19 protein-coding genes are annotated in these 25,838 nt (G+C 51.5%); 12 read left to right on the top strand and 7 right to left on the bottom strand.

Annotation, left to right across the window (positions count from 1 at the left end; genetic code table 11):
* The first annotated feature begins 1 nt into the window (after position 1).
* Positions 2-1,588, top strand: a complete 1,587-nt coding sequence (locus GZ59_RS17420; RefSeq protein WP_039293444.1) for a methyl-accepting chemotaxis protein — start codon at positions 2-4, stop codon at positions 1,586-1,588.
* Positions 1,589-1,666: 78 nt separating this feature from the next.
* Here GZ59_RS17420 and plsY read toward each other — a convergent pair whose 3' ends face one another.
* Positions 1,667-2,302 carry a glycerol-3-phosphate 1-O-acyltransferase PlsY gene (gene plsY, locus GZ59_RS17415; RefSeq protein ID WP_039293442.1) on the bottom strand — a complete coding sequence of 212 codons (636 nt, stop codon included), beginning with the start codon at positions 2,300-2,302 and terminating at the stop codon, positions 1,667-1,669.
* A 107-nt stretch (positions 2,303-2,409) separates the two neighbouring features.
* Here plsY and folB point away from each other — a divergent pair, with 107 nt between their 5' ends.
* A complete protein-coding gene (folB, locus tag GZ59_RS17410) occupies positions 2,410-2,763 on the top strand; it encodes a bifunctional dihydroneopterin aldolase/7,8-dihydroneopterin epimerase (protein ID WP_039293439.1) in 354 nt (117 codons plus the stop codon).
* A gap of 307 nt (positions 2,764-3,070) precedes the next feature.
* Positions 3,071-3,889, top strand: coding sequence for an undecaprenyl-diphosphate phosphatase (gene bacA, locus GZ59_RS17405; protein WP_011095092.1), 819 nt, complete (start codon positions 3,071-3,073; stop codon positions 3,887-3,889).
* A gap of 59 nt (positions 3,890-3,948) precedes the next feature.
* Here bacA and GZ59_RS17400 read toward each other — a convergent pair whose 3' ends face one another.
* Both GZ59_RS17400 and GZ59_RS17395 read right to left on the bottom strand, forming a co-directional pair.
* Complete coding sequence (locus tag GZ59_RS17400) at positions 3,949-5,193, bottom strand: multifunctional CCA addition/repair protein (RefSeq protein ID WP_039293435.1); 1,245 nt, start codon at positions 5,191-5,193, stop codon at positions 3,949-3,951.
* Between the two features lie 108 nt (positions 5,194-5,301).
* The gene (locus tag GZ59_RS17395) at positions 5,302-5,922 is read right to left on the bottom strand and encodes a TIGR04211 family SH3 domain-containing protein (RefSeq protein WP_039293429.1); all 621 of its coding nucleotides are present in this window, start codon (positions 5,920-5,922) and stop codon (positions 5,302-5,304) included.
* Between the two features lie 346 nt (positions 5,923-6,268).
* Between GZ59_RS17395 and GZ59_RS17390 the strand changes: the two genes are divergently transcribed.
* The 5 genes from GZ59_RS17390 to GZ59_RS17370 all read left to right on the top strand — a co-directional run bounded on the left by GZ59_RS17390 (position 6,269) and on the right by GZ59_RS17370 (position 14,716).
* Positions 6,269-7,606: a CYTH domain-containing protein gene (locus GZ59_RS17390; RefSeq protein ID WP_039293426.1), complete on the top strand. Its 1,338-nt coding sequence runs from the start codon at positions 6,269-6,271 to the stop codon at positions 7,604-7,606.
* 52 nt (positions 7,607-7,658) lie between these two features.
* On the top strand, positions 7,659-10,514 hold the full coding sequence (glnE, locus tag GZ59_RS17385; protein WP_039293423.1) for a bifunctional [glutamate--ammonia ligase]-adenylyl-L-tyrosine phosphorylase/[glutamate--ammonia-ligase] adenylyltransferase: 2,856 nt from the start codon (positions 7,659-7,661) through the stop codon (positions 10,512-10,514).
* Between the two features lie 243 nt (positions 10,515-10,757).
* Positions 10,758-12,194, top strand: a complete 1,437-nt coding sequence (gene hldE / locus GZ59_RS17380; protein ID WP_039293420.1) for a bifunctional D-glycero-beta-D-manno-heptose-7-phosphate kinase/D-glycero-beta-D-manno-heptose 1-phosphate adenylyltransferase HldE — start codon at positions 10,758-10,760, stop codon at positions 12,192-12,194.
* A 126-nt stretch (positions 12,195-12,320) separates the two neighbouring features.
* On the top strand, positions 12,321-14,396 hold the full coding sequence (gene ligA / locus GZ59_RS17375) for an NAD-dependent DNA ligase LigA (RefSeq protein WP_071843039.1): 2,076 nt from the start codon (positions 12,321-12,323) through the stop codon (positions 14,394-14,396).
* 98 nt (positions 14,397-14,494) lie between these two features.
* Positions 14,495-14,716 (top strand): DUF3820 family protein, encoded by a 222-nt coding sequence (locus tag GZ59_RS17370; RefSeq protein ID WP_011095085.1) that lies wholly within the window; start codon positions 14,495-14,497, stop codon positions 14,714-14,716.
* Positions 14,717-14,808: 92 nt separating this feature from the next.
* On the opposite strand, the gene GZ59_RS17365 is transcribed toward GZ59_RS17370, so the two are convergent.
* From GZ59_RS17365 to garD, 4 genes are all read right to left on the bottom strand, one after another.
* On the bottom strand, positions 14,809-15,165 hold the full coding sequence (locus GZ59_RS17365; RefSeq protein WP_011095084.1) for a FlxA-like family protein: 357 nt from the start codon (positions 15,163-15,165) through the stop codon (positions 14,809-14,811).
* Between the two features lie 197 nt (positions 15,166-15,362).
* Complete coding sequence (locus GZ59_RS17360; protein ID WP_011095083.1) at positions 15,363-15,767, bottom strand: FlxA-like family protein; 405 nt, start codon at positions 15,765-15,767, stop codon at positions 15,363-15,365.
* A 174-nt stretch (positions 15,768-15,941) separates the two neighbouring features.
* A complete protein-coding gene (locus GZ59_RS17355; RefSeq protein ID WP_011095082.1) occupies positions 15,942-17,477 on the bottom strand; it encodes a methyl-accepting chemotaxis protein in 1,536 nt (511 codons plus the stop codon).
* A 665-nt stretch (positions 17,478-18,142) separates the two neighbouring features.
* Positions 18,143-19,717 (bottom strand): galactarate dehydratase, encoded by a 1,575-nt coding sequence (gene garD, locus GZ59_RS17350; RefSeq protein ID WP_011095081.1) that lies wholly within the window; start codon positions 19,715-19,717, stop codon positions 18,143-18,145.
* 560 nt (positions 19,718-20,277) lie between these two features.
* Here garD and GZ59_RS17345 point away from each other — a divergent pair.
* The 4 genes from GZ59_RS17345 (at position 20,278) to garL (ending at position 25,803) form a co-directional block, all read left to right on the top strand.
* Complete coding sequence (locus tag GZ59_RS17345; RefSeq protein ID WP_011095080.1) at positions 20,278-21,630, top strand: MFS transporter; 1,353 nt, start codon at positions 20,278-20,280, stop codon at positions 21,628-21,630.
* A 603-nt stretch (positions 21,631-22,233) separates the two neighbouring features.
* Positions 22,234-23,586, top strand: coding sequence for an enolase C-terminal domain-like protein (locus GZ59_RS17340; RefSeq protein ID WP_011095079.1), 1,353 nt, complete (start codon positions 22,234-22,236; stop codon positions 23,584-23,586).
* Between the two features lie 37 nt (positions 23,587-23,623).
* Positions 23,624-24,964, top strand: a complete 1,341-nt coding sequence (gudD, locus tag GZ59_RS17335) for a glucarate dehydratase (RefSeq protein WP_011095078.1) — start codon at positions 23,624-23,626, stop codon at positions 24,962-24,964.
* A gap of 68 nt (positions 24,965-25,032) precedes the next feature.
* Positions 25,033-25,803 carry a 2-dehydro-3-deoxyglucarate aldolase gene (garL, locus tag GZ59_RS17330; RefSeq protein WP_011095077.1) on the top strand — a complete coding sequence of 257 codons (771 nt, stop codon included), beginning with the start codon at positions 25,033-25,035 and terminating at the stop codon, positions 25,801-25,803.
* Positions 25,804-25,838: the final 35 nt, after the last annotated feature.

Raw genomic sequence — 25,838 nt, 5'->3', positions numbered from 1 at the left:
AATGTTAAGAAACATCACAATCAAGACGAGCTTGATTGCTTTGTTAGGAACGATGGTACTGCTCTTATTGCTGGTCTGCGGAATTGGCATCACTTCCATTAATCAGGGAATCACTTCGCTTACAACAATCGACAAGATTCAGGGCAAAGAGGTTACTGCGCTGGCTGGGAGCTATACCGCCTCGCTGCGTGCAAGAACAGGGGCGGCTTTGGCTGCTCGTCAGATGGAAAACGGGCTGACCGATCTCGCAAATGCGTCGGTAGTGCGAGCGGAAGCCTATACGGCGCTCTCCCACAAAGAAATGACGCGTTTTCTTTCCTATGGAACCGTAACGGAACGCGGCGCCAAAATGGCGGCAGAGGTCAAAAGCAACTACGAGCAATACATGAACCTTGGCGTTCAGCCAATGGTCGATGCGCTGAAACGTGGTGACGTTGCTGCTTATTACGTGTTACTGCAAGACGTGCTACCACCGCTTAGCGTTAAGATGGATAAAGTAGCGAATGAATTCCGCGACTTTGGGCTGGAAGTTGGGGAAAACATGCTCACAGAAGCAGAAAGCTTTGCGTTTGACCGTCTGGTGATCATCGGTATTGCCTGCGTATTTGTTCTGCTGCTGGTATTAGCTGCATGGATTGCACTGAAGCGTTCCATTTTGTCTCCGCTTGAAGATACCGTCGTCCAGTTGGAGTTTATTGCCCACGGTGACCTGACCCAGCGTATTGCCGATGGTGGCAATAATGAAATTGGCCGCCTGATTCAGGCGATGAAGGCAATGCAGCATTCGCTGGCAACCGCCGTTGGCCGCGTCCGCGATGCGGGGATGCAGATTGACGTTGGTACTCGCGAGCTATCATCCGGTAATACCCATCTGGCTGCTCGTACGGAAGAGTCGGCATCATCGCTGGAAGAAACCGCAGCCAGTATGGAGCAGTTGACCGCCACGGTAACGCTAAACGCTGAGAGTGCGGAACAAGCTCATACGCTGGCGCAAAACGTGTCTGACATTGCCACTAAAGGCAGCGAGACGGTGGGGGGCATGATTGAGAAAATGCAGATGATCTCCAGCAGCTCCGCACGTATTGGCGATATTCTGGCAGTGATTGACGGCATTGCGTTCCAAACCAATATTCTGGCGCTAAATGCGGCAGTTGAAGCCGCGCGGGCGGGTGAGCAGGGACGTGGCTTTGCGGTCGTTGCGGGGGAAGTCCGTAATCTGGCGCAGCGCAGTGCGCAATCGGCGAAAGAGATCAAAACGCTGATGGAGGAATCCCAGAGCCGCGTCAGTGAAGGCACCGTTATGGCAAAAATGGCAGGTGAAACAATGGACGACGTTTCTGACGCGGTGGCACGAGTGACGTCGCTAATGCGTGAAATCTCAACGGCAACGCGTGAGCAGAGCAATGGCATTGGACAGGTGAATCTGGCGGTATCGCAGATGGATGAAGTTGCACAGCAAAATGCGTCTCTGGTCGAAGAATCCGCGGCCGCTACACGCTCACTGGAAGATCAGGCGCGTCTGTTAGCTGAAAGCATGGCACAGTTTAAAGTGCAGTCGCAGGAGTTTGCCGCTATCGGCCGATTCTAAATGCCTGCAATTCGAATTATTTAGGGGAGTCCCTCATAAAAAATTCCCGTGAAAACGGGAATTTTTTTGCCTTACTCTTCACTCTTCGGGGGACGTATCCTCGTCTTCCGGTTGCTTCTTCTTGCGCAGCTTATCCCAGATTTTACTTTCCTGTCCGCGCCATAGGCGTTGGATATTGTCGTGGTGACGCATCAGTATCAGGCAAGAGAGCATCGCGACGGGGAAGGTAAATTGTGGCTTGAACCACCAGACATAAAACGGTGCGATAAGCGCACTGACAATGGCACCGAGCGAGGAATAGCCGCTTAACAGTACGGTTAGTAGCCAGGTGCCGGTCATCAGACCCGTCAGATCCAAGCCGATTGGGGCGATGGCGCCAAGAGCGGTTGCCACGCCTTTACCACCGCGAAAGTGGAAAAAGACCGGATAAATATGGCCGAGGCAGGCGGCGATGGCGGTTAACCCGAGATACAACGGGGTAACGCCTAATGCATAAGCGCCCCAGACAGGCAGCATGCCTTTCAGGACATCAAAGACCAATACGGTTGCAGCGGCAGCCTTGCCGCCAATACGCAATACGTTCGTGGCTCCAGGATTCCCAGAACCATGCAGACGCGGATCGGGCAGCCCAGTAATTTTGCAGAACAAAATCGCACTGGAAACAGAGCCACACAGATACGCGATTAACATCATACCAAGCGCGGTAACACTCATAACGCCATTCCGTTTAATAAGGGTCGTTTTACTCTTCTCATCTGTGGATAATACGCATATTCCGTCGGAAGTGGTATCCGACAGCGACAAAAACAGAGAACGGCGTGATGGATATCGTATTTATTGAAGAACTTACCGTAATCACTACGATTGGTGTTTACGATTGGGAACAGACCATCCAGCAGAAACTGGTGTTCGATATCGAAATGGGCTGGGATAACCGTCAGGCTGCGGCCAGTGACGATGTGAATGATTGCCTGAGCTATGCTGATGTCAGTGACGCGGTGATTGCCCATGTGGCAAACCAACGCTTTGCTCTGGTGGAGCGTGTTGCTGAAGAAGTTGCACACATGCTGATGCAACGCTTCTCGATTCCCTGGCTGCGCATCAAGCTTAGCAAGCCGGGCGCAGTCGCGCAGGCGCGTCAGGTTGGGGTCATTATTGAGCGCGGTGCGCGATAAATCTGATTTAACAGAATAAATACGGGTTTACGTGCAACTAAATCGTAACCTGAATAGTCTATAAGCCAGTTATACCCGTCATACTTCAAGCTGCATGTATGTTGGCGCGCTACTCGGCCCACTTACGTGGACCTCGCCCCGTTGGGGTCGCTCACCCGAATCACTTACTTGAGTAAGCTCATCGGGGTTTTTCTCTTGCCGCCTGCATGCAATTCGAATTATTTAGGGTGTGTAGCGGCTCGCTGAAGTGCGTGGCCGCTTTTTTATGGGCTGCATTTTCGTTTTTATTAGAGGCAAGGATTTTTAGATGACTGACCTGCATTCGTTGCTAATCGCATTTATTCTTGGCGTGGTCGAAGGGCTGACCGAGTTTCTGCCCGTATCGTCTACGGGGCATATGATTATTGTTGGTCATTGGTTAGGGTTTGTTGATGAGAAAGCCAAGACGTTTGAAGTTATCATCCAGCTTGGATCGATTCTGGCGGTTGTCGTCATGTTCTGGCGTCGCCTTTTTGGCCTGATTGGGATTCACTTCGGCAAGGTGCCGCATGAGGGGAAAACCTCTGGGCGTCTGAAGCTGACGCACATCCTGTTGGCGATGATCCCTGCGGTCGTGCTCGGTCTGATTTTTCATGATGTCATCAAATCGCTGTTTTATCCGCAAAACGTGATGTACTCGCTGGTTATCGGTGGCTTTCTGCTGCTAGCCGCGGAATGGTTTAAGCCAAAAGAGCCGCGCGCCGTTGGGCTGGATGACATTACGCATCGTCAGGCATTTATGATTGGCTGTTTTCAGTGTTTGGCGCTGTGGCCCGGCTTTTCACGTTCGGGAGCGACCATTTCCGGCGGGATGTTGATGGGCGTCAGCCGCTATGCGGCCTCTGAGTTCTCTTTTATCCTGGCGGTTCCTATGATGATGGGCGCGACCGTTCTGGATCTGTATAAGAGCTGGCATTTCCTGTCGTTGGCTGATGTGCCGATGTTTGCCGTTGGTTTCGTGACGGCGTTTGTTGTGGCGCTGATTGCGATTAAAACTTTCCTGAAAATCATCAAACGAATCTCGTTTATTCCCTTTGCGATTTACCGTTTTATCGTCGCAGGCGTTGTTTACATGGTATTTATGTAAGACTGAGCGTTTAGCTGTAATTATAGAGAAGAGGCCACGCATGAGCGTGGCCTCTTTTTTTAGGACGTGCTTGATACATCAGGCTGTTGTGCTTTCCAGTCTGCTAATGCATGAATACGGCGGCGTGCCAGTTCATTGCGCACATCAATGCTCTTAAAGCCATCGGCGACGACGCTTGCACTGCTTACCTGACTGGCGACGCGGAAGGCTTCACGCAGGTAATTGCCTTGCGGATAAGGGTTTTCTTCGAAACCGGCTCGGCCTCTGGCATCGGCTTCGCTAGTCAGCGCTAACTGTTCCAGACGCTGCGGCTTGCGCCAGACGTCAATCGCATCAAATAACTTCAGCAGGGTTTTGGGTTGCAGCACCTGCACGGTATGAACCAGGTCATGATATTCCGCAACCAGCTTCGCCAAATCACGAATCGGATTAGGTACGCGCAGGCGCTGACAGAGTGCTTCAACCAGTTTGACGCCCGCCGGGCCGTGGCCAAGATGACGCGGCCATAGTTCAGGTGGCGTTAGCCCTTTTCCTAAATCGTGGCACAGCGTAGCAAAACGCACGTCAATGTCAGGGCTGAGGCGTGCGGCCATTGCTACCGTCATCATGGTATGAATGCCCGTATCGATTTCCGGGTGCCATTTGGCAGGGGCAGGTACGCCATACAGATTATCGATTTCAGGGAACAGCACGGCCAGTGCGCCGCAGTCACGCAGCACCTGAAAATAGACATCCGGCGACGACGTGCCGAGTGCTTTTTCCGTCTCTTTCCAGACGCGCTCTGGCGTCAGGTAAGCCAGTTCGCCTTCATGCGCCATTTTTTGCATTAGCGCCATGGTTTCTTCTGCAATCTGGAAGCCGAGATGAGCAAAACGCGCGGCAAAACGGGCGACACGCAGAACCCGTAGCGGATCTTCGCTGAAGGCATCCGAGACGTGGCGCAGTACGCGATTGTCGAGATCGCGACGGCCATGATAAGGATCGATCAGATCGCCACGCTCGGTACGAGCAATGGCATTAATGGTCAAATCGCGGCGCAGCAAATCCTGCTCTAACGTAACATCCGGTTCAGCATGACAGACAAATCCGGTATAGCCTTTACCGGATTTACGTTCGGTACGCGCGAGGGCGTATTCATCGCGGCTGATGGGGTGTAAGAAGACGGGAAAATCTTTTCCGACCTGCTGGTAGCCCTGCGCAAGCAGATGCTCTGGCGTAGCGCCGACCACCACCCAATCTTTCTCAGTGACGGGCAAACCCAGCAGGCTGTCCCGAACAGCGCCGCCGACAAGGTAAATCTTCAACGTCGGGCTCCTGAATAAATAACCAATACTTCACAACATTCTACCATCTTTGCGCCGCTACGTTGGCCGCAAAGAAAAATGCCTGCAAGAAGCAGGCACGTATTTCGATTAGCTCATCCAGCGGTCATTTTTCTTTTTGCGAGGGATGATGTGCGGCAACAGCAGACCCAGCAGCAAGCCTATGCCAGCAACACCGCCGCCATACATAAACCACTGTAGAATGATGGTGCGCTGCTTATCGTCAAGCTGGACATTCGCCGCACTAACTTTCTTCTGTGCGACGATAAGCTGATTTTTTAGATCCTGATTTTCCTGACGTAACCCGTTGATAACACTATCACTGGCAGCGACTTTCTGCTGCATATCAGCGGTACGCTGGTTCCAGGTTTGATCGATATTATTCAGTTTGTCAGTCAGGTCTTTTACCTGTTTTTCCAACTCTGGCACTCGTGTGCGCAGGCTTGGCGTATTGCTAAGCTGGTCGAGAGGAATCCAGGTGGTGCGGTTTTTATCGTCACGAATCTGTGCATAGCCCGCACTTTCATTAACGCTGAGTAGTGTGACCTCAGTGCCAGCGTTCACAGTACCGACGATACGATATTGATTGCCTGGCCCACTGTGGACATACGTCAATAACTCGTCGGAAATGTAGCGTTTTTCTTCCGCCTGTGTGGTCCAGCTCAGCGTGAGTGAAAATAAAGTAAAACAGAGTAAGCCTAATTTCTGCATAAGATCATCATGTTGCGTTAATGGTGGTCTGATAGTAGAGGCTTAAGTCTGACGAGGCAATCTATAAACCGAAATGAGAACAGTCTTAGAACCTATCCCATTAGGGCTATTTTATTTGCCATTTTGGACACGGACAGCGCGAATAACGCCTACTGGGGCAGGTTCTTGGAAGACGGCATGCTGCCTGTTTAAGCACGGGAAAGTGGCATTGCTGATAAGTAGGTTTGCATAAGAAATGCGCGCTTGTTCGCAGCTGAAAAAGAGTGTGTACGGTAAGGGTAGTCAGGTGAAGTAAAATGTTATTTACTGACATGATAATGAACGTGGTCTTGGTATTGTGAATGCTATGAGTGAAGAAATTGAGCTGAAATTTATTGTTCATCCCGACAGCGTTGAATCGCTGCTGACACAACTGGCTGAATGGGAGAGCGATTATAGCCAGTATGAGCACATGCGTGCTCAGCGTCTGAGCAATATCTATTATGAAACGGCGGATAATTATCTGCGTCGTAATGGCATTGGGCTGCGTATTCGCGGCGAGAATGAACGCTACGAAATGACGGTGAAAACAGCCGGCAAGGTGATTGGCGGGCTGCATCAGCACCCTGAGTATAATGTTGCGCTGGAGACAGCAGAACTGGATCTTAGCCTGTTTCCTGCGGAAATCTGGCCGGAAGATTGCGATGTTAAAACGCTGCAACCGTCGCTTAACCCGCTGTTTAGCACAGATTTTACGCGTGAAAAGTGGGTGTTTACTTACTATCAAAGCGTGATTGAGGTTGCGTTAGATCGCGGCGAAATCCGCGCTGGCGATCTGAGTGAACCTTTGTGCGAACTGGAGATGGAGCTTAAGGTGGGGCAGACCACTCATCTGCTGGCCTTGGCAAAGGAAATCGCGGAGTTTGGTGGTATGCGCCAGGGCAGCCTCAGTAAGGCGGCACGAGGATACCATCTGGCTAAAGGCAATCCGGTTCGCGAGTGTCTTCCTCTCAATCGGTTGGTTGTGGACTCCAAAACCAATATCGATCAGGCGATCCGCGCGGCGCTGGAATTGGCCTTAAGTCACTGGCAATACCATGAAGAACTGTGGGTAAGAGGGGATTCCTCTGCTCGTGAAGCTCTGCCACAGGCCAGCGCGTTGATGCGCGAAATGCTGGTGCTGGTGGGGGGCGTGGTGCTGCGTAGGGTCACCACGCTTTTCCGCTCTGCACTCGCCACGCTGGAAAATCGGCTACAAGGCTCCGGCGGGTCGGAAATCTGTTACAGCACCGACTACCTGCAAAGTAAGTTGGTACTGACTTCCTGGCTGGTCGAGTCTGGCTGGCGCGACTACATGGATAATAAAGATCGCATTAAGCTACAGGGATCGTTCAAACGCTTTGCCGACATTATGCTAAGCCGCAGCACGGCGGAGCTGAAAAGCGCCTTCTCTTCTAAATTGACGGAAGAACAATACGAACAGCAAATCCCTCGTCTGCAACGTAATCTCTACGCTTTTCTTCTTTTATCCGGTGCCTATCCGGCGGATCAAGTGGAAGCCTACGTTGAACACTGGCAGACGTTGCTACAGGAAATTGAGCACCTTGCTGTCGATCAGGCTCCTTCTGTTTATCTGGAAGCCTATCGCAAAGAAGTGTTGACCCTGCCTCCGTTCTGGCTGCATAGCGGTGGACCATCACAGTAACCGTTAACTGCCGCTTGTCAGTGAGGATAGGCGGCGTATCAAGGGAACCCCCATGTCGATACTTCCTTTGCCCGCTTTACCTGTGCTTCTGACGGAACAATCTCAGCGTGCTTTGTCGCGTTTGCGGGAGGCCGCGCCTGATGAACCGATAACAGACAACGACTCGGCTGTTCTGGCATTGAGTGATTTTGTCAGCGATGCGCTTGCGCTGCATCCTGACTGGTGGCAGGAGATTCATCAGCAGCCGCCACAGCCTGAAGAGTGGCAGCACTACGCCGATTGGTTGAGCAACGCACTGGTTGACGTTAACGATGAAAATGCGTTGATGGCGGCATTGCGCCGGTTTCGCCGCCATATGCTGGTGCGAATTGCGTGGTCGCAGGCGCTGCAAACCAGTACGACGGAACACTCGCTGCGTCAGCTTAGCGAGCTGGCCGAGGTGATAATTGTGGCGGCGAGAAGCTGGCTATATCAGGCCTGTTGCCGTGAGTGGGGGACACCTTGCAATGCGCAGGGCGTTGCTCAGCCTCTGCTGATTCTTGGCATGGGAAAATTGGGTGGGGGAGAGCTTAACTTCTCTTCAGATATCGACCTGATCTTCGTTTATCCCGAAAATGGTCATACGCAAGGCGGACGGCGTGAGCTGGATAACGCGCAGTTCTTCACGCGCTTGGGACAGCGGCTCATTAAGGTGCTGGATCAGCCGACCGTCGATGGCTTTGTTTACCGTGTGGACATGCGGCTACGTCCCTTTGGCGACAGCGGGCCACTTGTGCTCAGCTTTGCGGCCATGGAGGATTATTATCAGGAACAGGGCCGCGACTGGGAACGCTACGCGATGGTTAAAGCGCGTCTGATGGGCGGAATGGACGATGCCTACAGTCAGGAACTGCGCAGTACATTAAAGCCCTTCGTCTTTCGTCGTTATATTGACTTCAGCGTGATCCAGTCTTTACGCAATATGAAGGGCATGATTGCCCGTGAAGTGCGTCGCCGGGATCTGCGCAATAACATCAAGCTGGGCGCGGGTGGGATTCGTGAGATCGAATTTATCACGCAGGTTTTCCAACTGATTCGAGGCGGACGTGAACCGGGGTTACAGGGACGTTCACTGTTGCCTACTCTCCAGCATGTGGGAGCATTGGGGTTATTAACCCCGCAGCAGGTGCACGATCTCAGTACCTCTTATCTGTTTCTGCGCCGTTTGGAAAACCTGTTGCAGGCGATTGCCGATGAACAGACACAAACGCTGCCGAGTGATGAACTGAATCAGCAGCGGTTGGCATGGGGAATGGGGTTCGACAGTTGGGACACGTTGCAATCCATGTTGTCACAGCATATGCAGGCGGTGCGCCACGTATTTGATGAACTGATTGGCGATGATGCACCGGACAATAATGATATCCCTGAACATAGCAGCTATAGCAGCCTATGGCAGGACACGCTGGATGACGGTGACCTGGCTCCGCTGACGCCGCATCTTACGGAAACCGTGCGTGAGAAGCTGATGCGGACGATTGTGGAATTCCGTAATGATGTGGCGAAACGCACAATAGGGCCACGCGGGCGAGATGTGCTGGATCAGCTCATGCCGTGTTTGCTGGCGGAGGTCTGTGCTCGTCAGGAGGCCGATACGGTGCTGTCTCGTTTGACCCCGCTGCTGCTGGGGATTGTCACTCGAACCACCTATCTCGAACTGTTACTGGAGTCTCGTGCCGCGCTGGCCCAACTGATTCGCCTGTGTGCGGCTTCGCCGATGGTTGCCAGTCAACTGGCACGTTATCCCCTTCTGTTGGATGAATTGCTTGATGCGTCAACGCTGTATCAGCCGACGGCTCCGGGCGCGTACGCTGACGAGTTACGTCAGTATTTGATGCGCGTCCCTGAGGATGATGAAGAACAACAGTTGGAAGCCGTTCGCCAGTTTAAGCAGTCACAACAGTTACGCATCGCCGCAGGAGATATCGGTGGCGTACTGCCGGTAATGAAAGTGAGCGATCACTTAACGTATTTGGCAGAAGCGATTATCGCGGCAGTGGTTCAGCAGGCGTGGGGGCTGATGGTGGAGCGCTACGGCCAACCCTCCCACTTGCAGCATCGTGAAGGCCGTGGCTTTGCCGTCATTGCCTATGGCAAACTCGGGGGATGGGAATTGGGCTATAGCTCCGATCTGGATCTGGTGTTCTTGCTGGATTGTCCATCGGACGTGATGACGGATGGCGAGCGCAGTATTGATGGTCGCCAGTTTTACCTGCGGCTTGCACAACGTGTGATGCATCTGTTTAGCACCCGTACGTCATCAGGCATTCTGTATGAAGTGGATGCCCGTTTGCGGCCATCGGGCGCGGCTGGCATGTTGGTCAGCACGGTTGAAGCATTTGATGATTATCAGCGCAATGAGGCGTGGACGTGGGAGCATCAGGCATTGGTGCGCGCGCGTATGGTGTACGGCGAAAGCGGTGTGCAACAGACATTTGAGTCTATCCGCCGCAGTATCCTCTGTGCAGAGCGTGATGCAGATACCTTGCGAACTGAAGTGCGGGAAATGCGGGAAAAAATGCGTCAGCATTTGGCGAACAAAGATAAATCACGCTTTGATATCAAAACTGATGCGGGCGGTATTACGGATATCGAATTTATCACCCAGTATCTGGTGCTGCGCTACGCCGCGCAGGAACCACGTTTGACTCACTGGTCAGACAATGTGCGTATTCTGGAGCTGATGGCGCAGTATGGCGTGATGGAAGAGAGCGAAGCCAATGCGCTCAAGCTGGCCTATGTCACGATGCGCAATGAACTGCACCATCTGGCTTTGCAGGAACTGTCCGGGCGGGTTAGCAAGGATCGGTTTGTTGCTGAGCGGGAACAGGTGCTGGTGAGTTGGAATAAGTGGCTGATGGGTGCGTAAGTTTCTCCACCCGTCATACTTCAAGCTGCATGTGCGTTGGCTTTTCTCGCTCACCCCAGTCACTTACTGATGTAAGCTCCTGGGGACTCGCTGCGTCGCCGCCTTCCTGCAACTCGAATTATTTAGGGTATATCTATATGGTCAAAATGTGCCGTGCGGTTTAGAGCCGCGCAGCAGTGGCGTGTATGATACGTGCCTATGATATTATTACGCGCATTATGCGAAATAAGCCTGGAGTAGAGGATGAAAGTGACGCTGCCTGATTTCCGTCAAGCGGGTGTGTTAGTGGTTGGTGATGTCATGCTGGATCGTTACTGGTATGGGCCAACCAGCCGAATTTCACCAGAGGCACCGGTGCCTGTGGTCAAGGTTGATACGATCGAAGAGCGCCCGGGCGGCGCGGCGAACGTCGCAATGAATATCGCAGCATTAGGGGCGGGATCGCGTCTGGTCGGGTTAACGGGGGTTGATGATGCTGCACGCGCACTGAACGCCAAACTTGGCGAAGTGAATGTGAAGTGTGATTTTGTCTCTGTTCCTACGCACCCGACGATCACCAAGCTGCGCGTACTGTCGCGCAATCAGCAACTGATTCGACTGGATTTCGAAGAGGGCTTTGAGGGGATTGATCCTCAACCGATCATTGAGCGTATCCAACAGGCGCTGCCAGAAATTGGCGCGCTGGTGCTGTCTGACTATGCAAAAGGCGCCTTGGCGCATGTGCAAACCATGATTCAGACGGCAAAAGCGGCTGGCGTTCCGGTGCTGATCGACCCAAAAGGCACCGATTTTTCCCGTTACCGTGGTGCGACGCTGCTGACGCCGAATCTGTCTGAATTTGAAGCAGTCGCAGGGCGTAGTAAAACGGAAGAAGAACTGGTCGAGCGCGGTATGCAACTGGTGGCTGATTACGAGCTGTCTGCGTTGCTGATTACGCGTTCCGAGCAAGGGATGACGTTGCTACAGCCGGGCAAAGCCCCACTGCATTTGCCGACGCTGGCGCAGGAAGTGTATGACGTCACTGGTGCTGGCGACACGGTGATTGGTGTGCTGGCTGCTGCGCTGGCGGCGGGTAATTCGCTGGAAGAGGCCTGTTTCCTGGCGAATGCTGCCGCAGGCGTCGTCGTTGGCAAGCTGGGAACTTCAACCGTTACTCCGATTGAGTTGGAAAATGCTATCCGTGGCCGTGCCGACACTGGATTTGGTGTGATGACCGAAGAACAGCTGAAACATGCCGTTGAGTTGGCGCGTCAGCGTGGCGAAAAGATTGTGATGACCAACGGCTGCTTCGATATTCTGCATGCTGGACATGTGTCTTATCTGGCAAATGCTCGCAAACTTGGCGATCGGCTGATCGTTGCGGTAAACAGCGATGCTTCAACTAAACGCCTGAAGGGGCCGACTCGGCCTGTCAACCCGCTGCCGCAGCGGATGATCGTGTTGGGCGCATTGGAAGCTGTCGACTGGGTCGTGCCATTTGAAGAAGGTACGCCGCAGCGTCTGATTGCCAGTATCCTGCCGGATATTCTGGTGAAAGGCGGAGACTACCAGCCACATGAAATCGCCGGTAGTGAAGAGGTCTGGGCCAACGGCGGTGAAGTGAAAGTCCTGAATTTTGAGGACGGTTGCTCCACGACAAATATTATCAACACGATTAAAGCCAGCACGTCTCAATCTTAAACGAAATAAAACTGACGGCGTCGATGCCGTTCAAGCTGCAAGTTAATGATTCTCGCCTAGGCCTATCACGGGCGAGAATCATAAAAATCATGACGCCGACAGGGCGACACGTCAGATAAAACAGGTATGAAACCAGTGAAGAAAGAACCAGCCGAAGTGAATGCGGTCGCACTGCGGGTAGCGGAGTTGCGCCGGGTCTTACGCCATCACGAATACAAATATCACGTTGAAGATGCGCCCGAAATTCCTGATAGCGAATATGACAAACTCATGCAGGAACTGAAGGCGTTAGAAGCCGATCACCCAGAACTGGTGACGAGCGATTCTCCTACACAGCGCGTTGGTGCGGCACCATTGGCCGCATTTGAGCAGGTCCGCCATGAAGTGCCAATGCTATCGCTGGATAATGTGTTTGATGAAGAAAGCTATCTGGCCTTCAGCAAGCGAATTGGTGACAGGCTGAAGAACGGTGACGATCTGACATTCTGCTGTGAACTGAAACTGGATGGCTTGGCTGTCAGCCTGTTGTATGAAGAGGGTGTTCTGGTACAGGCAGCCACGCGAGGGGATGGAACGACTGGGGAAAATATCACCAGTAACATCCGTACCGTTGGGGCGATCCCATTGCGTCTTGAGGGTGAAAATATTCCGCGTCGTGTTGAAGTGCGCGGCGAAGTGTTTATGAAGCACGGCGGCTTTGAGAAGTTAAACGAAGAGGCTCGCCGTACAGGGAGCAAAGTCTTTGCCAACCCGCGTAACGCCGCTGCCGGATCGCTGCGCCAGCTCGATCCACGCATTACGGCTAAACGCCCGTTGACCTTCTTCTGCTATGGTGTCGGCCTGTTGGAAGGCGGTGAACTGCCCGCGAGCCACTGGGAGCGGTTGATGCAGTTCAAGGCGTGGGGATTGCCGGTTAGCGACAGAATCAAGTTATGCACTGGTCCGGCTGAGGTACTCGATTTTTATCGTCAGGTTGAACAGACTCGTAGTTCATTAGGCTTTGATATTGATGGCGTCGTCGTCAAAGTTGATTCGCTGGCGTTGCAGGAACGATTAGGGTTCGTTGCCCGTGCGCCTCGCTGGGCGGTGGCGTTTAAATTCCCCGCGCAGGAACAGCTGACCTGGGTGCGCGATGTCGAGTTTCAGGTGGGGCGGACGGGGGCGATTACGCCCGTTGCGCGTCTGGAACCCGTCGCCGTGGCGGGTGTGATCGTCAGCAACGCTACGCTGCATAATGCCGATGAAATTGAGCGGCTAGGTTTGCAGATTGGCGATCGCGTGATTGTGCGCCGAGCGGGGGATGTTATCCCGCAGATCGTCGGCATCGTGGAATCTGAACGGCCCGAAACCGTGCAACCGATCGTTTTTCCTGCGGCCTGCCCCGTGTGTGGATCTGATGTTGAACGTGTGGAAGGGGAAGCCGTCACGCGTTGTACCGGTGGATTGATCTGTGGTGCCCAGCGTAAAGAGGCGCTGAAGCACTTTGTTTCTCGCCGTGCGCTGGATGTCGAGGGCATGGGCGATAAGATCATCGATCAACTGGTGGAAAAAGAGTACGTCAAAACACCGGCCGATCTGTTTCGTCTGAGCGCCGGGATCATGACGGGTTTGGATCGCATGGGGCCGAAGTCCGCGATGAACTTGGTCAATGCGCTGGAAAAGGCGAAGAGCACCACGCTGGCGCGCTTCCTGTATGCGCTGGGGATCCGTGACGTTGGCGAATCGACGGCTGCCAATCTGGCTGCGCATTTTGGTTCGCTGGAGACGCTTTTTGCTGCCGATGAAGACGCGCTGCTTGAGGTGCCGGATGTCGGTAAAATCGTTGCCGCGCATGTACGCCATTTCCTTGAAGAAGAGCACAACCAAACCGTGATCCGCGAGCTGACCGATCCTGCCGGTATCAACATCTACTGGCCAGAGGTTAAGGTCGTCAATGCTGAAGAGATCGACAGCCCGTTTGCGGGGAAAACGGTAGTATTGACCGGATCGCTGAGTATTCTGTCCCGTGATGAAGCCAAAGATCGACTAACGGCCTTAGGGGCAAAAGTGAGCGGCAGCGTCTCGAAGAAAACCGATATGGTGATCGCTGGTGAAGCCGCAGGCTCTAAACTGGCGAAAGCGCAAGAGTTGGGGATCCCAGTGATCGATGAGGCGGAAATGATCCGACTATTGAATAATCACGGTGACGTAAGCACGTTATAGGAGAAACACGGGGATGAGGTTCCTAAATGGGGCCTCGCCTTGTGGTCGCTCTGTGTATCTTGAACCTGAAACGACTAAGCTATTGGGAGTGAAAGCGGGTGGAAAAAGAAGACCTGATAGATATTGCCAGGATGCAGATGCCTTTTGGGAAATATAAAGGGCGGGTGTTGATTGATTTACCGGAAGAGTACCTGCTGTGGTTTTCCCGTAAGGATGAATTTCCTCAGGGGCGCTTAGGGGAGTTGATGCAAATTACGCTGGCAATCAAGATAGAGGGTCTACAAGGGTTGGTAACGCCGCTGAAGCGACCTCGTTCCTGATTATCCCTCTCTCGGCGTAACCCGTGATGAAAAAAGGTCGTTTCAATGAAGCGACCTTTTGCGTTTACTGACTACTCCATCCCTGACGCAGACTATACGTAGATATTAATCTTGTTGTCTGCGGTTGGACGATTAACGCCTTCTTGTTTAGCATTTTGCGTCGTAGAAGAGGAATCAGACTGTTGCTCTGATTTCTCACTCTGCAAACGAGCAATTTGAGCCTGTAATGCCTGGATCTGGGCCTGAATTGCCTGCTGCTGCTGTTCGATCAGTTTACGTTCTTCATCGCTTTCTGCGCTGGAAGCCGATTCGGTCAGCTTACTCACCTGTTTGGTGAGCGTCTGGACCTGCTTGGTTAACTGCGCAATCTGCTGCTCTGACGTGTTGCTACTTTTACTGCTGCTTGCCGTTGTTGTCGATATGCTAGTACTGCTTATTGTGTTTGACATTTTCCCTCCTGAAAATATGCCGTCATACCCAAATTATTAGGGGTACAAGCCCTTATATCGGCAATTTAAACACTTTCTCGAAGGTGACATTGTTGGCAATGAAACATGAAATACTCACTTTCCTGACAGCTAATGTAACGGAATGTATCAGCCAGGAAAGAGAGATAAATAATGGGGGAATGCGTCAGAGATTGCGGTCAGACGTAGATATCAACACCGTCTTTTTTTTCATTTTGTTGTGATGTTGTTTCTGATGCCGCGCTAAGCGCTTGCTTTTCTGCTTCTTCTTTTTGGATGCGGGCAATCTCGGCATAGAGTGCCTGTATTTGCGCCTGAATCATTTGCTGCTGCTGCTTAATGAGTTTGCGCTCATCTTCACTTTGCGCATTGACGGCTGATTCGCTCAATTCTCTTAGCTGTTTGGTTAGAACTTTGATTTGATTTTGTAATGCGGCAATTTTTTGTTGAGCGCCATTACCACTACTGGCCGCGGGTGCAGCATTACTCTCTGTAGTTGATGTAGCCTTACTCTTACTGGCCGTAGGTGCCACCGCTACTTTTGACAACGTATTCATGGTAATCCGGCTGATATCGTTGGACATCACTTCCTCCTGAAATAAGTCAGTTCTCCAATCACTATCGGCTGTGCCGCTATTTTCTTTACGAAAAACTTACAAATCAGTGAGGGACTGCCGGGCACTTGTTAAAGGAAAAAAGGGGGGCTGACAAGAGTGTTTCCTTACTCTCTTGCCAGCAATAGTGATGACATGACGCAGTTAACTACCGTACACGTTAATCGCGCTGTTCAGTCGCTTAGCCTGAATGTTTAGCCCTTCTGCGGCTTCTGTTGAGTGCGTGACCATATCGGTATTGCGCTGCGTCATTTGTTCTATCTGTGCAATAGAGGTATTGATCAGGCCCAGTGCAGAAGTTTGCTCATGCGTTGCGTTGCTGATCTCTTTGATCATGGTGGAGACCTGCAAGACTTCATCAACGATGTCGCTGATATGTTTGCCCGCGTTCTCTACCATTGTGCTGCCTTTTTTCACGCTTTCTACGTTGGTGTCAATCAACGTTTTAATCTCTTTGGCCGCAGAGGCGGAATGCTGTGCCAGATTGCGAACTTCAGCGGCCACCACGGCAAACCCCCGTCCCTGCACGCCAGCACGGGCGGCTTCAACCGCTGCGTTCAGCGCAAGGATGTTCGTCTGGAAGGCAATACTGTCTATCACGCCAATGATATCAACGATTTTATCGCTGGCGCTGGAGATGGAATCCATCATGCCGATGGTTTCCTTCATGATATTGCCACCTTTAAGGGCGGTACTGCTGGCTGCTTGTGCCATTGTTGTGGCTTGTGCCGCCGTTTCTGCACTTTGTTGTACGGCAACGGTGATTTCTTCAATGGCGGCGGCGGTTTGTTGCAGATTTGCTGATGTTTCTTCTGTGCGCGTATTCAGGTCGACATTGTTTTCTGCCAGTTTGTGACTGACATTGGTGATGCCGTTAACCTGCGTACTGACGTCATCGACAAGCGAGTGTAGGTTCAAGCCAAACTGGTTGACGGAGCGTAGCAGCAGGCCAATTTCGTCTACCCGATTCATATGGGTATGGTTTACTTTACGACCGGATACGACATGCTGAGCCTGCTTGAGTATCATCCTGATTGGCTGTGCAATTTGCTTTTGCAGAAACTGATCCATGATGACGATGAGTAACAGCGTCAGTGCCAATAGCCATAGCGGATTCATTCCACTGAAAGCACATAGTGCAGGGATCAGCCCCACAGCCAATACCGCGATACGCAAGCGCCAACGGACTGACAATTTTTGTAAGAGCGACAGCGGAGAAAAGAGTCCGGTGCGAACGACCAGCCCTTTATAGAACTTGCGGCTGCCCGCCTGTTTTTTCTGCACGGCGCTATACAGCATTTCGGCCGCTTTTATTTCTTCGGCATTGGGCGTGTTACGTACCGAGATATAGCCCGCAAGCTGCTCTTGCTGGTAAACCGGTGTAACGTTGGCGCGAACCCAATAGTGGTCGCCGTTGTTACGACGATTTTTAACTAATCCAGTCCAGCTATCACCTTGTTTCAACGTAAACCACATGTCGGCATAGGCTTCAACGGGCATATCTGGATGACGCACAATATTGTGAGGCTGGTTGATGAGCTGCTCTTCAGAAAAACCGCTAACCTTAATGAAGGCAGAGTTGGCATAGGTAATGTGGCTGTGAATATTTGTTGTGGACATCAATATGGTGTCCATGTCTAACAGATACTCCTGCTGTGTTACAGGTGTATTCAATCTCATTAGAAACCCCGGCGTACGTATCCCGCTCAGTTTCCAGGTTCAGCCATGTTGGCTGCTTTTCTCGCCTCAGCCGTTCTGGTTATTCCAGAGGCTGAAACGTTACAGGGCTGCCGCGTGACGATACCGTGAAATCTGTCAGGCATATTGCTGTGTAAATATTCAAGTTATTCAAATAGGTATACTGAATTTTTTTGGGCGATTTACTCGCTTATATAAAACAATGCTATGCACTATTTTTAATGAGCGGGCTATTGACCCTATATTGTGCGTGATGGCGTTTTGTAACTATATATTTGTAACAAATGTTTCATCAGTGTTAGCACGCTTTTTCAGCACGCGTAAATTTATGATGAGGACGATTACCTGTCAATTGATTCATTTTATTGGCAATAAATAATCAGAGAAAAAATGATGAAAAATAGGTGAGGGGCACATAGTAGATTTACTAAGAGAGTGTTCTGGATGGGAGTAATTGACAATAAGAAGAACTTATTGTTAACTTTTTTTTATTTTTTCTTTGCATGAATGAAATGAAATGTTGCTGCATTGATGTTTGTTCTTTTAATTACTGCTTTTTCTATGTTTTTATTGAAGCTGAATTTATTGTAGATCAAATAATGCCATCCGCAGGCCAGATAATGGCTCTGGCCTGCGGAAAAATATAATCAGGTTACTGGGGCTGGGTTGAAAACGGCAAGGGCATTATGAAGCCCCCATTGATCGGACCAGGTTTTTTTCTTGCTGCTAGCGATATCCAAAATGAAATGAAAAAGCTGCCAGCCGACGTCTTCGATCGTGGCGTCTCCGGTTGCAATCGTACCGGCATCAATATCCATCAGATCGTGCCAGCGGTTTGCCAACGCGGTACGGGTCGCCATTTTGATCACGGGTACGGCCAGCAGACCATAGGGCGTACCGCGACCGGTGGTGAAGACCTGTACGGTGATGCCGGAAGCGAGCTGCTGGGTACCACACACAAAGTCGCTGGCTGGTGTTGCTGCGTAAATCAACCCGCGTTTGGTGGGGCGCTGGCCGGGGGACAGGACTTCGACAATTGCGCTGGTGCCGGATTTGGCGATAGAGCCGAGTGCTTTTTCCACCACGTTCGCGAGGCCACCTTTTTTGTTGCCCGGCGATGGGTTGGCGCTACGGTCGGTCTGGCCGCTGTCGAGGTAGTTATCGTACCAGGCCATTTCTTCCAACAGACGTTTACCGACCTCTTCATTGATGACGCGTGGTGTTAGCAGATGGATAGCGTCGCGTACTTCGGTCACTTCGGAGAACATGACGGTTGCGCCGCAACGTACCAGCAGGTCAGATGCAAAACCAACGGCTGGGTTAGCGGTGACGCCAGAGAAAGCATCGCTGCCGCCACACTGCATACCGACAACCAACTCTGATGCTGGACAGGTTTCACGTTGACGTTTGTTCAATCGTTGCAGGTGTTTGTCTGCCATCGTCAGAATGTCATCCACCATCGATCTGAAACCAACATGGTGTTCATCCTGCAAGCGGACAATGCTGGTGTCATCGAGGGAGATGGCCTGTACATCTGGCGTTCCTTCTAGCAGGCGTTCCGGCTGTAATTTTTCACAGCCCAGACCCACCACCAGTATCTCGCCGCCAAAATTCGGGTTCAGTGCCAGATTGTGAATGGTGCGGATAGGAACGACCGCCGCAGGGGCATTGATTGCCACGCCACAGCCATAGAGGTGATTGAGCGCGACCACACCGTCCACATTGGGATACTTGGGTAATAAATCTCGCTCGATAATTTTGACGACATAGTCCACTACGCCCGCGACGCAGTGTACGCTGGTGGTAATGCCCAACAGGTTTTTCGTGCCTACGCTGCCATCAGCGTTGCGATAACCTTCAAAGGTGTAGCCTTCCAGCGGAGGAAGAGAAGGGGGAATGTTGGTCGCCAGCGGTAAGGTTTCCAGCGCGGGTGCCTGAGGTAACTCGACAACGGATTCGTCAATCCAGCTTCCTTTGGCAATATCGCGCAGCGCATAGCCGATAATTTCGCCATAGCGGATGATTGCGCCTGATTTGGCGATATCAACAAGGGCAACTTTGTGACCTTGCGGAACATGTTCAATTAATTCCAGATTATCATTAAAACGGGTTCCGGCACGTAAGCCATTATTATTAACAACAATGGCAACATTATCGGAATCGTGAACCTTAATATAAAGTGGCTGCTCTTGTGCAGCATTACTTTCTGATTTATCTGACATGATGCAAGCCTTTATTATTTGTTTATCAGAAACGCTGTGGTAACTATTACTATACGAGTAACTTACCACATGACTACTTCATTGCTCGCTAATGAGTATACGTGAGGTTCCTTTCTCGTACATTATGCAATTGACCTAAGCCGGCGCTTTTTGTTTCTTATTTATCGGGTGAATGACTAGTTTTTGGTGAGTTTGATCACATTTTGTCTGCGCACTGTTTTTAGGCCGGAAATGAAAATAATATGTATGAATGTAAAAAGAGAATAACGGCGTTTTTCGTGAAATACCTCGCACTATATAGGGCAAGTGCACCAACATATTCCAAAGGACATTTTTAATGTTGTGCTTTTATCTAGTGAGCATCCAGCAGGTAAAAATTATAATGTTCCTGCGAGTTGAAGATGTCAGCTAATTACTCTGATGCTATATAGCCTGGCTATTCGCAAAAAAAAATAAAAATGGGAATGTTAACTATCCACCGATCTTCATTCTGATAACCCTACACCGTTATCTGTTATTCAGAATGAATGAGCGAACCGCGATTGAAGCAGGAGTTCATCATGAATACAGTAAGCTCAGCAGCTGGCGCGATACAAAAGAGAACAAACGCCCGCTACTGGATTGTCGTGATGTTGTTTATTGTCACGTCATTTAACTATGGAGACCGTGCGACCTTGTCCATTGCTGGTTCAGCAATGTCCAAGGATATTGGACTGGATGCGGTAGGGATGGGATTTATCTTCTCTGCGTTCTCCTGGGCATATGTTATTGGTCAAATACCCGGAGGCTGGCTGCTCGATCGCTTTGGCTCAAAGAAAGTCTATTTTTACAGTATCTTCACCTGGTCGATTTTTACCTTATTACAAGGCTTTGTCGATATCTTCAGCGGGGCGGGCATCGTCATTTCTTTGTTCCTCCTGCGCTTTATGGTCGGCTTGTGTGAATCACCTTCCTTCCCGGGAAATAGCCGAATTGTGGCGGCTTGGTTCCCCGCACAGGAGCGTGGAACGGCTGTCGCGATATTCAACTCGGCACAGTACTTTGCGACCGTGATCTTCGCTCCTATCATGGGCTGGCTGGTACACGCCGTAGGTTGGGCGCATGTGTTCTGGTTCATGGGCGGGTTAGGTATCATCCTCAGCTTTGTCTGGCTGAAAGTGATCCACGATCCCAAAGATCACCCTAGCGTGAATCAGGCTGAACTGGATTATATTGAAGCCGGTGGCGCACTGATTAATATGGATGCCAAAGGGTCGAAGAAAGCGACCGTGAAGGGTGAAAAATGGCATCAGATCAAGCAATTACTGCAGTCCCGTATGATGCTTGGTGTTTATATTGGTCAATATTGCATTAACGCAATGACCTACTTCTTCATCACCTGGTTCCCACTTTATCTGGTTCAGGCGCGCGGCATGTCGATCCTCAAAGCGGGATTTGTTGCCTCGGTGCCTGCTATCTGCGGTTTTGTGGGTGGCGTTCTGGGCGGCATCATTTCCGATTACCTGATGCGCCGGACCAATTCACTGACCTTTGCCCGTAAAACGCCTATCGTTCTCGGTATGTTGCTCTCCATGTCGATGGTGATTTGTAACTACGTTGAAACCGAGTGGGTCGTCATTGCTGTGATGTCTGCGGCCTTCTTCGGCAAAGGTATTGGTGCGCTAGGTTGGGCGGTTATGGCCGATACGGCACCGAAAGAAATCAGCGGGTTGAGTGGCGGGCTGTTCAATATGTTCGGCAATGCGTCTGGTATCGTAACGCCGATTGCAATTGGCTACATCATCGGGATGACCGGCTCTTTCAATGGTGGCTTGGTGTATGTCGGGATCCATGCGCTGGTTGCCATCGTCAGCTACCTGTTCATTGTGCAAGATATTAAACGTGTCGAATTGAAGCCATTCGTTAAGAATTAAAGTCGTTCGTTACAGCATTAACCTGCATGTAGGCAGTAACACAAAACGCTGTGCCGTCATACTGATGGCTCGGCGTTTTGTCCTTTATTTATGTCATGGAAAGTAGGGATTTACCTATTTGAAATCGGGCGCTAATGGTCTGTATTCCGGTGTTTATAAGGCAGAAATTCGCTTTTCCCGGTTTTCGTGAAACACCTCCCATTGGCCTGTGATAATGACATATTTAATCTGCATTTCGACAGGGAATGCTGTGCTATTGCCCAATGAGTTGTGAAATAAGAAAACTTATACTTTTTACTGAGGTTGGTAAGGCGGCACGGATTATGGCACCGCTTTCCCGATCGTTTTATTCCGGTATCAAGGTAGTTATACCTGTTTTTATTCTGATAACCCTACAGGCATTGTTCATTTCAAATCAGAGTAAAAACAAGGTCGCGCTAAAAAGTAGGAAAACAACATGAAATCATCTACTGGTGCACCATCTGTTTTTTATTTCTGTATGACTGAATTATTTTCATCCGCCTCAATGCGTACCTGCGTTTTGGCAAGTATCGGAAACCTAAGCGTAAATTCTGTTTGCTCTACTCATGACGGGAGCCTGTAATGACAAATTTTTCAGCGACTCCTGTAATTACCGACATGAAAGTCATCCCTGTTGCGGGCTATGACAGCATGCTGCTGAATATCGGTGGTGCACATGGCGCTTACTTCACCCGTAACATCGTGATTTTAACCGACAGCGCTGGGCATACCGGTGTTGGTGAGGCTCCCGGTGGTGAAGTCATTTACAACACGCTGGTCGAGGCCATTCCCCGCGTGAAAGGCGAACAAATCGCCCGTATGAACCGTCTGGTTCATGACATCCATGTCGGCAACCAATCTTCTGATTTTGATTCTTTCGGCAAAGGTGCCTGGACATTTGAGCTGCGCGTGAATGCGGTGGCGGCACTCGAAGCGGCTCTGCTCGATCTGCTGGGGCAATTCATGGGTGTCCCGGTTGCCGAACTGCTTGGGCCGGGTAAGCAGCGTGATGAAGTCACCGTGCTCGGTTACCTGTTCTATATCGGCGACCGCACGAAGACGGATTTGCCTTATTTATCTGGTGAGAAAGTATCAGGTGAAAAAGGTAAGCACGAGTGGTACCACCTGCGTCACCAACAGGCGATGGACAGCGAGGCGATTGTGCGTCTGGCCGAAGCCACCACCGACCGCTACGGATTCAAAGATTTCAAACTTAAAGGTGGCGTGCTGCCCGGTGAGCAGGAAATCGATGCCGTGAAGGCGCTGAAAAAACGTTTCCCAGATGCCCGCATTACCGTCGATCCAAACGGTGCCTGGCTGCTGGATGAAGCAATAGATTTGTGCAAAGACATGAAGGGCATTCTGACCTATGCGGAAGACCCGTGCGGTGCTGAGCAAGGTTTCTCCGGTCGTGAGGTGATGGCTGAATTCCGCCGTGCTACCGGGCTGCCAGTAGCGACCAACATGATTGCCACCAACTGGCGTGAAATGAATCATGCCGTGATGTTGCAAGCGGTCGATATCCCGCTGGCCGATCCGCATTTCTGGACGATGCACGGTGCGGTACGCGTCGCCCAGTTATGTGATGAGTGGGGCCTGACGTGGGGCTGCCATTCAAATAACCATTTCGATATCTCCCTGGCGATGTTCACGCACGTGGGTGCGGCGGCGCCGGGTAACCCGACGGCGATTGATACGCACTGGATCTGGCAGGAAGGGCAGCATCTGACCAAAGAGCCGCTGCAAATCGTCAACGGTAAAATTAAGGTGCCAGATCGTCCCGGTCTGGGAATTGAGCTGGATATGGAACAGGTCATGAAAGCTCACGATCTGTATAAAAAATTACCGAGCGGGGCACGTAATGATGCAGCCGCCATGCAGTACCTGATTCCTGGTTGGAAATTTGATCGTAAACGCCCGGTTTTTGGCCGCTAACCCTACATAGAAAAATTAGAGAGATAAGGATAAGAAAATGACGTTGCAAAATTCAACTCCGGTTATTACCCACATGCAGGTTATTCCGGTTGCAGGTCACGACAGTATGCTGCTCAACCTGAGCGGTGCACATGCACCCTATTTCACTCGCAACATTGTGATTCTGAAAGATAACGCTGGGAATACCGGTGTTGGTGAAATTCCTGGCGGTGAAAAAATCCGTCAGACGCTTGAGGATGCTGCCGCGCTGGTGGTGGGTAAAACGCTGGGCGAATACAAAAACGTGATGACGGCAGTGCGTGCGCAGTTCGCTGACCGTGACTCTTCTGGACGCGGTTTGCAGACGTTCGATCTGCGTATCACCATCCATGTCGTCACGGGTATAGAAGCCGCAATGCTCGATCTGCTGGGGCAATTCCTCAATGTCAGCGTGGCCTCGCTGCTGGGCGATGGCCAACAGCGTGATGCGGTAGAAATGCTGGGTTATCTGTTCTACATCGGCGATCGTAATAAAACCGATCTGCCTTACCAGAGCCAGACGAATGAGAAGTGCGACTGGTATCGGCTGCGTCACGAAGAAGCTCTGTCATCAGAAACCATCGTGCGTCTGGCTGAAGCCGCGTATGAAAAATACGGATTCAATGATTTCAAACTGAAAGGCGGTGTACTGGCTGGTAGTGAAGAAGCCGAAGCAGTGACTGCACTGGCTAAGCGCTTCCCGCAGGCACGTATCACGCTAGACCCGAACGGTGCCTGGTCGCTGGATGAAGCTATCGGTCTGGGCAAACAACTGCGCGGCGTACTGGCGTATGCAGAAGATCCGTGCGGCGCGGAACAAGGTTTCTCCGGTCGTGAAGTGATGGCTGAATTCCGCCGTGCGACCGGTCTGCCTACCGCGACCAACATGATCGCTACCGACTGGCGACAAATGGGCCACACGATTTCGCTGCAATCGGTCGATATTCCGTTGGCCGATCCGCACTTCTGGACGATGCAAGGTTCCGTTCGTGTGGCGCAGATGTGCCACGAATGGGGCTTAACCTGGGGTTCTCACTCCAATAACCACTTTGATATTTCACTGGCCATGTTTACTCAGGTCGCCGCGGCGGCTCCGGGCAAGATTACGGCGATTGATACGCACTGGATCTGGCAGGAAGGCAACCAGCGCCTGACGAAAGAACCGTTGCAGATTGTTGGCGGCATGGTGGAAGTACCGAAGAAACCGGGTCTGGGTGTTGAGCTGGATATGGATCAGGTAATGAAAGCACACGAACTGTATAAAAACATGGGATTAGGCGCACGTAACGACGCAATGGGAATGCAGTACCTTATTCCTGAGTGGACATTTGATAATAAACGTCCGTGTCTGGTTCGCTAACGTTCTGCTTTTCCGTTTTTGAGCGCGCCGCTTCAGCTAAGTGGCGCTGGAATGACCGAGGATAAAAAATGAAGACTCCGCTGTTACCTAACCGTTTTCGCCAAGATTTGCAGCAGGGGAAAACGTTGATTGGCTGCTGGTGTGCGCTAGGCAACCCGATTTCAACTGAAGTGCTGGGGCTCGCGGGATTCGACTGGCTAGTGCTGGATGGAGAACACGCGCCTAACGATATCGTGACGTTTATCCCTCAGCTAATGGCGCTGAAAGGTAGCCACAGTGCGCCCGTCGTCCGCCCGCCGTGCAATGAGCCGATCATCATCAAACGGCTGTTGGATATAGGGTTCAATAACTTCCTGATCCCCTTCGTGGAAACGGCAGAAGAAGCCGCGCGTGCGGTCGCTTCAACCCGTTACCCGCCTGCGGGTATTCGCGGTGTTTCTGTGGCGCATCGTAGCAATAGCTATGGCACCGAACCGGACTATTTCGCCAAGATTAACGACAACATTACCGTCGTGGTGCAAATCGAAAGCCAGGACGGCCTCGACAATCTGGATGCGATCATCGCGGTAGACGGCGTAGACGGCGTATTCGTTGGCCCGAGCGATCTGTCTGCGGCGCTGGGCTATCTCGGTCAGCCTAACCATCCTGACGTGCAGAAAGCGATCCGCCACATCTTCGATCGCGCTGCGGCGCATAACAAACCTTGCGGCATTCTGGCTCCGGTTGAAGCCGATGCGCGTCGCTATCTGGAATGGGGTGCAAGCTTCGTCGCGGTAGGCAGCGATCTGGGCGTATTCCGCAGCGCGACACAGGCGCTGAGCGACAAATACAAAAAGTAATTCAGTGATTCCGCTGCGAATCGGATCCGTCATGA

This window comes from Pectobacterium atrosepticum (assembly GCF_000740965.1).
Taxonomy (GTDB): Bacteria; Pseudomonadota; Gammaproteobacteria; order Enterobacterales; family Enterobacteriaceae; genus Pectobacterium; species Pectobacterium atrosepticum.
This window is presented reverse-complemented; position numbering and strand designations above follow the sequence as displayed.

What these genes read in the sequence shown, in the direction of transcription:
- folB (WP_039293439.1), top strand. Translation starts at nt 2,410, where the DNA reads ATGGATATCGTATTTATTGAAGAACTTACCGTAATCACTACGATTGGT.
- GZ59_RS17340 (WP_011095079.1), top strand. Translation starts at nt 22,234, where the DNA reads ATGACAAATTTTTCAGCGACTCCTGTAATTACCGACATGAAAGTCATC.
- GZ59_RS17420 (WP_039293444.1), top strand. Translation starts at nt 2, where the DNA reads ATGTTAAGAAACATCACAATCAAGACGAGCTTGATTGCTTTGTTAGGA.
- ligA (WP_071843039.1), top strand. Translation starts at nt 12,321, where the DNA reads ATGAAACCAGTGAAGAAAGAACCAGCCGAAGTGAATGCGGTCGCACTG.
- GZ59_RS17355 (WP_011095082.1), bottom strand. Translation starts at nt 17,477, where the DNA reads ATGAGATTGAATACACCTGTAACACAGCAGGAGTATCTGTTAGACATG.
- glnE (WP_039293423.1), top strand. Translation starts at nt 7,659, where the DNA reads ATGTCGATACTTCCTTTGCCCGCTTTACCTGTGCTTCTGACGGAACAA.
- gudD (WP_011095078.1), top strand. Translation starts at nt 23,624, where the DNA reads ATGACGTTGCAAAATTCAACTCCGGTTATTACCCACATGCAGGTTATT.
- GZ59_RS17395 (WP_039293429.1), bottom strand. Translation starts at nt 5,922, where the DNA reads ATGCAGAAATTAGGCTTACTCTGTTTTACTTTATTTTCACTCACGCTG.
- GZ59_RS17345 (WP_011095080.1), top strand. Translation starts at nt 20,278, where the DNA reads ATGAATACAGTAAGCTCAGCAGCTGGCGCGATACAAAAGAGAACAAAC.
- garD (WP_011095081.1), bottom strand. Translation starts at nt 19,717, where the DNA reads ATGTCAGATAAATCAGAAAGTAATGCTGCACAAGAGCAGCCACTTTAT.
- hldE (WP_039293420.1), top strand. Translation starts at nt 10,758, where the DNA reads ATGAAAGTGACGCTGCCTGATTTCCGTCAAGCGGGTGTGTTAGTGGTT.
- GZ59_RS17390 (WP_039293426.1), top strand. Translation starts at nt 6,269, where the DNA reads ATGAGTGAAGAAATTGAGCTGAAATTTATTGTTCATCCCGACAGCGTT.
- plsY (WP_039293442.1), bottom strand. Translation starts at nt 2,302, where the DNA reads ATGAGTGTTACCGCGCTTGGTATGATGTTAATCGCGTATCTGTGTGGC.
- bacA (WP_011095092.1), top strand. Translation starts at nt 3,071, where the DNA reads ATGACTGACCTGCATTCGTTGCTAATCGCATTTATTCTTGGCGTGGTC.
- garL (WP_011095077.1), top strand. Translation starts at nt 25,033, where the DNA reads ATGAAGACTCCGCTGTTACCTAACCGTTTTCGCCAAGATTTGCAGCAG.
- GZ59_RS17360 (WP_011095083.1), bottom strand. Translation starts at nt 15,767, where the DNA reads ATGTCCAACGATATCAGCCGGATTACCATGAATACGTTGTCAAAAGTA.
- GZ59_RS17365 (WP_011095084.1), bottom strand. Translation starts at nt 15,165, where the DNA reads ATGTCAAACACAATAAGCAGTACTAGCATATCGACAACAACGGCAAGC.